The organism is Geminicoccus harenae, from assembly GCF_019800005.1.
Classification (GTDB): domain Bacteria; phylum Pseudomonadota; class Alphaproteobacteria; order Geminicoccales; family Geminicoccaceae; genus Geminicoccus; species Geminicoccus harenae.
Window position 1 is genome coordinate 1 of the sequence record NZ_JABGCL010000066.1, and the last position, 9,030, is coordinate 9,030.

1 protein-coding gene is annotated in these 9,030 nt (G+C 38.3%); it reads left to right on the plus strand.

Annotated elements, in window-relative coordinates; all coding sequences use genetic code 11:
- Nucleotides 1-109 precede the first annotated feature (109 nt).
- On the plus strand, nucleotides 110-6,106 hold the full coding sequence (locus HLA95_RS30140; RefSeq protein WP_222184985.1) for an RNase H-like domain-containing protein: 5,997 nt from the start codon (nucleotides 110-112) through the stop codon (nucleotides 6,104-6,106).
- Nucleotides 6,107-9,030 lie beyond the last annotated feature (2,924 nt).

The window sequence follows — 9,030 nt, forward strand, 5'->3', positions numbered from 1 at the left end:
ATTAGAAAATTAAAAAAAAAAAATTAAAAAAATAAAAAAAATAAAAAAAAAAATAAAAAATATTTATTTTTGTTGTTAGTTTAAGTTTTAGTTTTGGGAGTTAGGTTAAGTGTGTTTTTCTTTTTTGTTGTGTTATTGTGTTTATGTGGTTTGTATGCATGGTAGAAGGTCTTTAGGTCTGGAATTATCTCCTTACGACCCTGAGTTAGCAGCTACTTTGAGGGCTGCTCGAGCACGACTTAGGTCAACTATTGATCCTAGGACTTTACCACAGTCAAATATGATGGAGCAAATAGGTGATATTGAGGTAGGTATACCTGATCCACATGTTCGTGTGGCTGCTCTAAATGTTCCAATTCCAATTCCACCTATGACTTTGCGGGATCACTTTCTCCCGAATACATACAGTCCACCTTCTTGTATGAGAATTCCCAACATTGAGAATTTAATCTATGAGATTAAGCACTCAACAATCCAAATGCTCCCTAAATTTCATGGTCTAGAAAGAGAAAATCCTTATGACCATCTCACTGAGTTTGAGGGAATCTGTAATACCATTCGAATTCAAGGTTTCACACCAGATGCTTTGAAAATGTTTCTGTTTACTTTCTCCCTTAAAGATAAAGCAAAACATTGGATTAATTTCCTTAGAGTCCCAGTTCTCATTTCTACATGGGAGGAGCTTCAAAAGAAATTCCTTGCTAGGTTTTATTCAATAGGGAAAACCACCCAAATGCGTCATGCAATTACTCATTTTGCTCAAAAAGAGGGTGAGTCCTTTTATGAAGCATGGGAACGAATGAAAGAACTCTTGAGATTATGTCCACACCATGACATCGCCACATGGCAGATTGTCCAGGCCTTCTTTCAAGGACTTGGTGATAGGGATAAACAGTTAATTAATGCTGCGAGTGGGGGGGCAATTCTTAGGAAGAGTGCTGAGGAAGCATGGGAATTGTTTGAAATTTTGAGTGAGGATTCATTACACATGGCATCAATGAATTTAACAAATAATCGAGAGACTCCTGCTCCACCACCTAAGAAAAGTGGAATCTATGAGTTACCGCAGTCAACTGTTGTTACCCAGCAGGTAGAGGAATTGTCTAAAAAGTTAGATAAGTTGATAGCTGTCCAGGGATCATCATCTAAAAATCCAGTGCGTCAAGTTAATGAAATCTGTATCATCTGTAATGAAGTGAATCATGAGACTGTAGAGTGTCCTTTGGCTGGGCAATATCCTGATCTTGTTCAACAAGTTCATGTTGCCCAAAGTTATATAGACCCTAGGAATGATCCATATTCAAATACTTTCAATCCTGGTTGGAAAAATCATCCGTTTCTCCAATGGGGGCAGCAAGCACAAAAGCCCAATGGAAATTCCAATGTGCCGTACTCCCAAGTGCCAAGGCCGAATTACCAAAATGGTAACTTAAATCATGTTCCACCATATAGACCACCTCATCTTCAGTATAAAAATCAGAGTCAGGGTGTTAATCAACCTCCTATTCCTCAGTTTCAGAACCAAACCCAAGCCCAAAGAAGTTCAGGTTTTGAAGATCAAGTTCTAAATGCCTTGAAAAATCTTGAGGCTGATAGACAATTGCTTCACTCTCATTCTCAGTCAATAGCCAAGCTAGAGACTCAAATTGGTCAGTTAGCTTCAAACCTTAGCCATCGTGAGGATGGAAAACTTCCAAGTCAACCCATTAGCAATCCAAAAGGTACATATGTTGCTGAGTGTTCATCATCTGAACAAAACCCTCAACATGTTGTAGAAGTTAAGGCTGTGACTACCCTGCGTAGTGGTCGAGAGATAGATAATAGGGTTGGGGAAATACTTCAGCCAAGAAATACTGGGACTAGTCAGAAGGAGTTGAAAATGAGATATGAGACAGGTGATCCTGAAGTAGGTTTGTTAGGTGAACATAGTGGAAAGTTTGACTATTATGTGTTGTACCCCAAGAAGCTTACACCCGTATCTGAAGAACCAATTATCCCTACGGGTTGGGGTAACGATTTTGACAAACCTGAAAAAGATAGTTCGTCCTCTAGAGAAAAGTATAGGGAGAGTTTTAAGGAGGTAAGTCAAGAGAAAGGTGAGGAAAAAGATAATAAGAAAGACCAAGAGTCAGAAATAGGAAAACAAAAGATAGAAGATAATTCACAGAAAGATCATTTTCCATCTAAAGTAAGTGAGGATCCAGTAATAGAGTACATACCTAAGGCTCCATTTCCTTCAGCCCTTGTTGCACCAACTAGGAGAGCTAAGAAAGGAGCGGCTGCACAGGACATACTTGAAGTGTTTAAACAAGTGCATATTAATATTCCACTTCTTGATGCTATCAATCAAATTCCGTCCTATGCCAAATTTCTAAAAGAATTATGTACCCAGCAAAGAAAAGAGCGAGTACTCTTGTCCAATGCTTCAGCAGTCACTATTGAGCTAGCTAGTACAGTAGCTCAGTATCATATTCCGATAAAAAGAAAAGACCCAGGGACACCCACTATTCCATGTTTTCTAGGATCGCACTATATTGATAAAGCCTTAGTTGACTTTGGAGCTAGTGTGAATATTCTTTCATACTCTGTGTATGAAAAGTTAGAACTTGGAGATCTTACACCAACACCTACCATTTTACAATTCGCAGATAGGTCAACTAAGACACCACGGGGTATCTTAACAGATGTTTTGGTTAAGATTGAGTCGTTTGTATTTCCTGCAGATTTTATAGTCCTTGACATGGAATCTGAGATTAACTCCATCCCCCAAGTCCCTGTTATTCTAGGAAGACCTCTTCTAGTAACTGCGAATGCAGTCTTGCATTGCAAAGAAGGTGTAATGGAAGTTTCGTTTGGAAATTTAAAAGCTAAACTCCAAGTCTACCGAGCTGCTACACATCCTCATAACTTTGAGGATTGTTCTGTTATTGTTGACCTCCTTGATGAGGTCATTACTGAAACTTTACCTGTCATCTTAGCAGAGGATCCATTAGAGACTTGTCTAGATTATGTCCAATCTGAAAAAAATGATATAGATGAGTTTTTTCCTGAAGTCAAACAAGTCGAAAAATATGTTTCTGTCATAGGCGACCTACCTTGGAAGCCTAAAGTTGAATTGTTACCTCCAATAGCCAGTTCTCCTATGCCAAAGTCTTTAGAGGTTGCACCTAAACTTCAGTTAAAGCCTTTGCCAGCTCACCTTAAGTATGTCTTTTTAGGTGAAAACGAGACTCTTCCAGTAATCATTGCTGCAAACTTAAATAAGGAACAAGAGAGTCAACTCATGAAGGTATTAGGAAAACATAAGGAAGCTATAGGTTGGGCGGTTGCGGACCTAAAGGGTATTGATCCATCCATTTGCATGCACCGTATCCACCTAGAAGAGGGAGCTAAGCCTTCACGGGAAATGCAGCGAAAGCTAAATCCCAACATGAAGGAGGTAGTAATGAAAGAAGTAGTAAAATTGTTAGATGCGGGTATCATTTACCCCATTTCTGATAGTGAGTGGGTAGCACCTACACAGGTAGTGCCTAAAAAGTCTGGAATCACAGTTGTAGCAAATGAACAGGGTATTCTAGTCCCAACTCGTGCCACCACAGGATGGCGCGTTTGCATCGATTACAGGAAATTGAATTCCAAGACAAGGAAAGACCATTTTCCACTTCCATATATTGACCAAATTTTAGACAGATTAGCAGGGCAAAGCTACTATTGCTTTCTGGATGGTTATTCTGGATATAACCAAATTGCTGTTTACCCTGAAGACCAAGAGAAAACCACATTCACCTGTCCTTTTGGCACTTTTGCTTTTAGGAGAATGTCCTTTGGCTTGTGTAATGCTCCAAGCACTTTCCAAAGATGCATGATGGCTATCTTTTCGGATATGATTGGAGATTTTCTAGAGGTGTTTATGGATGATTTCTCTGTTTTTGGTTCATCTTTTGATTATTGTCTGAAAAATTTGGATAAGGTCTTAAAAAGATGTTGTGATACTAATTTAGTCTTAAGTTGGGAAAAGAGTCATTTCATGGTTCAAAAAGGAATAGTATTAGGACATATTGTGTCGAGTCAAGGAATAGAGGTGGATAGAGCTAAGGTTGAATTAATTGATAAATTACCTCCTCCGACCACAGTCAAACAAATTAGGTCATTCCTTGGACATGCAGGTTTCTATAGACGTTTCATTAAAGACTTCAGCAAAATTTCTCGACCCTTGTGTAGACTGCTTACCAAGGATGCCCCATTTGTCTTTGATGAATCGTGTCAAAAAGCTTTTGAGAAACTTCGATCTCTATTAAGTACTGCTCCAATTCTGAGAGCCCCTGATTGGACGTTACCTTTTGAAATTATGTGTGATGCGTCCGATTATGCTGTGGGGGCTGTATTAGGTCAAAGGGTAGATAAAATTCCCCATGTGATTTATTACGCAAGCAAAACTCTCTCTGATGCTCAATTGAATTATACCACTACAGAGAAGGAATTACTTGCCGTTGTCTATGCCTTGGATAAGTTTAGATCTTACCTTTTAGGATCTAAAGTCATTATTTTCTCAGACCATACCGCCGTGAGGTACCTTATTGCAAAGAAAGAGACTAAGCCAAGATTGATTAGATGGATTCTTCTCTTACAAGAATTCGATTTTGAGATCAGGGATAAAAAAGGATCTGAGAATCTGGTCGCTGACCATCTATCTCGGATATTGACAGAACAGGATAATGATCATGTACCAATTAGGGAATCTTTCCCTGATGAACAGTTGTTTGCAGTAACGCATATTTCATTACCATGGTATGTGCATATTGTAAATTACATTGTAACAGGTCTTATACCTTCAGGGTGGTCGAAACATGAAAAAGATCGATTTTTCTCCCAAATTAAATACTATATCTGGGAGGATCCTGTGTTGTTTAAATACTGTGCAGACCAAATGATTCGTCGTTGTATCCCTGAAAATGAAGTTGGGGATGTGTTAAAGTTTTGCCACACTCTGGCTTGTGGTGGACATTTTAGTGGTAAAAAGACTGCTGCTAAAATACTTCAGTGTGGGTTCTGGTGGCCCAATTTATTCAAAGATGCCATGGACTTCTGTAAGTCCTGTGAAAACTGTCAAAAGATGGGTTCCATTTCAAAAAGAAACATGATGCCTCTTAACCCAATATTAATTGTTGAAATTTTTGATGTTTGGGGTATTGATTTTATGGGCCCATTTCCAATTTCTCATGGATTTGAATATATCTTAGTTGCAGTGGATTATGTGTCAAAATGGATAGAAGCGGTAGCAACTAGGACAAATGACCACAAAGTGGTAGTAAAATTTCTCCAGGAAAATGTGTTTTCTAGATTTGGTTGTCCAAGAGCCATAATTAGTGATGGAGGTTCTCATTTTACAAATAGGTATTTTGCAGCACTTTTAAATAAATACTCCATCACTCATAAAATAGCAACTCCTTACCATCCACAAACTAGTGGGCAAGTGGAAGTGTCAAATAGGGAGATTAAACATATTCTTGAAAAAACGGTTAGGCCTGATCGTAAAGATTGGTCAGTGCGCCTTACGGATGCACTTTGGGCTTACCGAACAGCTTACAAAACTCCCATTGGCATGTCCCCTTACCGACTGGTTTATGGTAAACCATGTCATCTTCCTGTCGAGTTAGAACACAAAGCCTTATGGGCCATTCGTAAGTTTAACTTTGAAATGAAGGAAGCTGGGTCTCATCGTAAATTGCAACTTAGTGAACTAGAGGAAATTCGCAACGAGGCTTATGAAAGTTCAAAAATTTACAAAGAAAAAATGAAAATGTTTCATGATAAACACATAAGCCGAAAAACTTTTGAACCAAACCAAAAAGTCTGGCTTTTCAACTCAAGATTGCGATTATTTCCTGGTAAACTAAGGTCTCGATGGGATGGGCCCTATGTAGTATCAAAAGTCTATCCTAATGGTGCAGTAGAAATTCTTGATCCCCATGTTGGGACGTTGTTTACTGTAAATGGTCAAAGGCTCAAGCCTTGCATTGAAAGCTCGGGTGAGACGGATATGGTTCAGGATGGTTTGTTAGTTGAGTCTGTTGACTTAATTGACCCTAAAAATGAAATTGCTTAGTTTAAAATCAGTCGTCTGGCTGAAGACGTAAAACTTAGCTCTTCTTGGGAGGAAACCCATGTTTTTCTTTTTGCTTTGTTTGTTTTACTTTGTTGGTTTGCTTTGTTAATATCATCTTGTAAAAATAATAGTGTTATCTAAGTTGGGGGGTGGTATCATAGTTAGATCTGTGTGTGTTATCTATTAGTCTTGAGCCATAGCGTGCATTCACTAGGGTACTTGGCATATCAGGGAAGATGTCTCCATCAGCCCAGGAAACTAGTTTTACTTAGGAAGTGGAACATAGACTTGGTGTAGATTGAAAGTATTGTCCAGTTGAGCGGCATTGCGGAACCGGAATGAACATTAGTGTGACCGGAGAGACGGAATTGTCTGGTAGTGTAAGTCCAACCTCATGGCGGATGACTTTCTGTGGAACGCATCTAGGGTTACTCAGCCGACTAGAAACTGGTATGTTGCACACTCCCTGAATGTTATCTATGTAAGAGTACTTTTACTAACATGCAAGAAAGAGATATATATTAATATTCATATATGTTACAATATTGGGAAAAGAAGAGAATAATAGTACATCTTGTTTATATACTTTGTGTTGGATGCTTTTGATGTACTGTTTTGCTTTGTTCCTTCTGCTTTTCCATATCTGCAAGTTTCGATTCGAGATGTCTCATAGATTTCTTTAGATCTTTTATTTGAGACCTTTTTGATTGCAAGTCTTTGTGAGACTTTAGATGCAATCTCTTGAAAAGTGCAACCTCCTGTTGCAAGGACCAGACTTCATTTGTTTTGGCCTGAACTTCAGCTGATTTCATTTGTAACCGAACGGCCAAATTCCATACTAGAGTAAAGGTATTATGAATAATAGTGTCATCTGTGATGACTGGTGTTCGAATACTTTCAGGCCTTTCAGAGGAACTAGGATTATTGATGATAGGTTGGGAAGATGAAGTTTGGTTGTGTGTTTGAACTCCAAGCGTGAGGTTCAAATCAAGAGCACAAGGGGGTGAGGGAGCCATTGAGTGAGTTTAGCAAGTGTTTTCTGAAAATGTCAAATATTGATTAAGTCCAGATGCATTCACACTCGCAGGTCTCTTTTATGCAAAACTCTAGTATCTGTCTGTCTCGATTTGATCTCAGCCGTTCATTCAATCTGAGTAATCTCAATCATACAATCGCTCTACGCGATTTCAAAGGCATGCAGAGGTGTCAGAGAAATCTCTTTTTCTCTGTCAAATCTCCTTCTTTGTCAAAAAGGAGTCTGAGATTTTTGGCCGTGGGTTGATTTTTTCAAAGAGAAATAAATTCGCCCCATCAACTGTCAGAGCACAGTCATTTATCGTCTCTGGTTTTCAAAAAGCTCTACAGTACCCACTGTCAAAGCAGAGCGACTTTCGCTGCTCTGAGCCATTTTTTTCAAACTTAATCTTTTCAGTCAGATTTGTTTTGTGTCTGTGTTCTAGTGTGCGACGGTGTATATATGTTTTCTGTGTGTTGTAGTTTCTCTTTAAGTTAGATTTCTGTCATTTGTTATATCCATCCCCATCCTCATGTTCTTCATGATTCAGCAGTCTAATGTGCTTCTTTCTCCATCCAGAAAGATGTTCTGTAGTTCCATATTTTGTGAAAATTTTTGGTATTTTCATATCATCCCAGGAGCTTTAATTTCCTTGATCATAGTTCACAAAAGTTGGGTTTTCTTATTTGACATGCCATCAATCTGTGATAAGGCAGTCTCAAAATCGTGATACCCATTTTCATGTCATTCATCTGGGCGATTATCTTTTTACCACAGCTGCCTCTTTCTTCGCATCACTGTGATTGTGGCCCAAAACCAACAACACCAGAACCGGTGCTTCATCATCCTTTTACCACAGTGTTCGTTGGTTCATTTTCTGTGTTTTTCCTTCTTTTGGAAAATTCATAGGCCATCATCATCAGTAGCGATTAATGAAGAGGACAGTAGAGTGCTACAAACCATACACTCAAAATCGCCAAATCCCTTTGTAGGGTATGAATCCTTGCTAAGCTCCTGGTTATGGAAAATTGTCCAAGCACCATTATGTGCTTCAGCTTCACGTAGGGTATCAATCCTTGCTAACATCCTGTTATGTAAGTTCATGATTGCCTTCATTTTTAGGACAATTTTTCCGTATTTACGCACGTATATATTTTTGAGGTTGCTCTTGTTTGGCATTTTGTCAACCAAGATACTGTGATCATGAATTTTCAGAGATCTTCTCCAAGTCTCCATATTCTAAAATATATTCTTTGAGATGCTTCTCTACTGCAACCAATGATAAAATAGTATACTCCAGTCCCACATTTTTAGATACTTCATCATCTGACGACAATGAAGTTCTAAAGACTCCATCATGAAATGAAAGTATGTTAGTCCGACTTGCTGATCTTTCAGTTCAAGTTCTCTGCTGTGGAAATTTTGTACAAAGTTTTGTATTTGTTGATAATATCAGTCATCACCAACGCAAAGGAACGAATTATCCTAGCAACGTGCCATGTAATTGGCGATACCATGTTTGGGTAGTATTTTTTCGAAAATGGTGGGTTGACACCTCTGCTAGAGAATAATAGCTCCCGTTAAAGGGGGGATTCTTCGAGAATCCAGTGTTTAGTGAGGAAGAACCTTGCACGTCACTCTTTGTGATTTTCCAATTTATTTGGAAGTCTTCGATATATAGATCGGGAGCCAAGTCGTGTAGTCTGAGTGTTATCGAAGCTAGACACATATTTATTTTCTGTAAATATTTTGTAAATATTTGTACATAACTTTTATTGTATATATTTGTTCTGTCTTTTGTATAATATTGTGTGTTCTTTTTCCACATTGAGGACAATGTTTGATTTAAGTTGGGGGGAGGATTTAGTTTGGTTTATAAAAAAAAATATAAAATAAAATAAAATAAAAT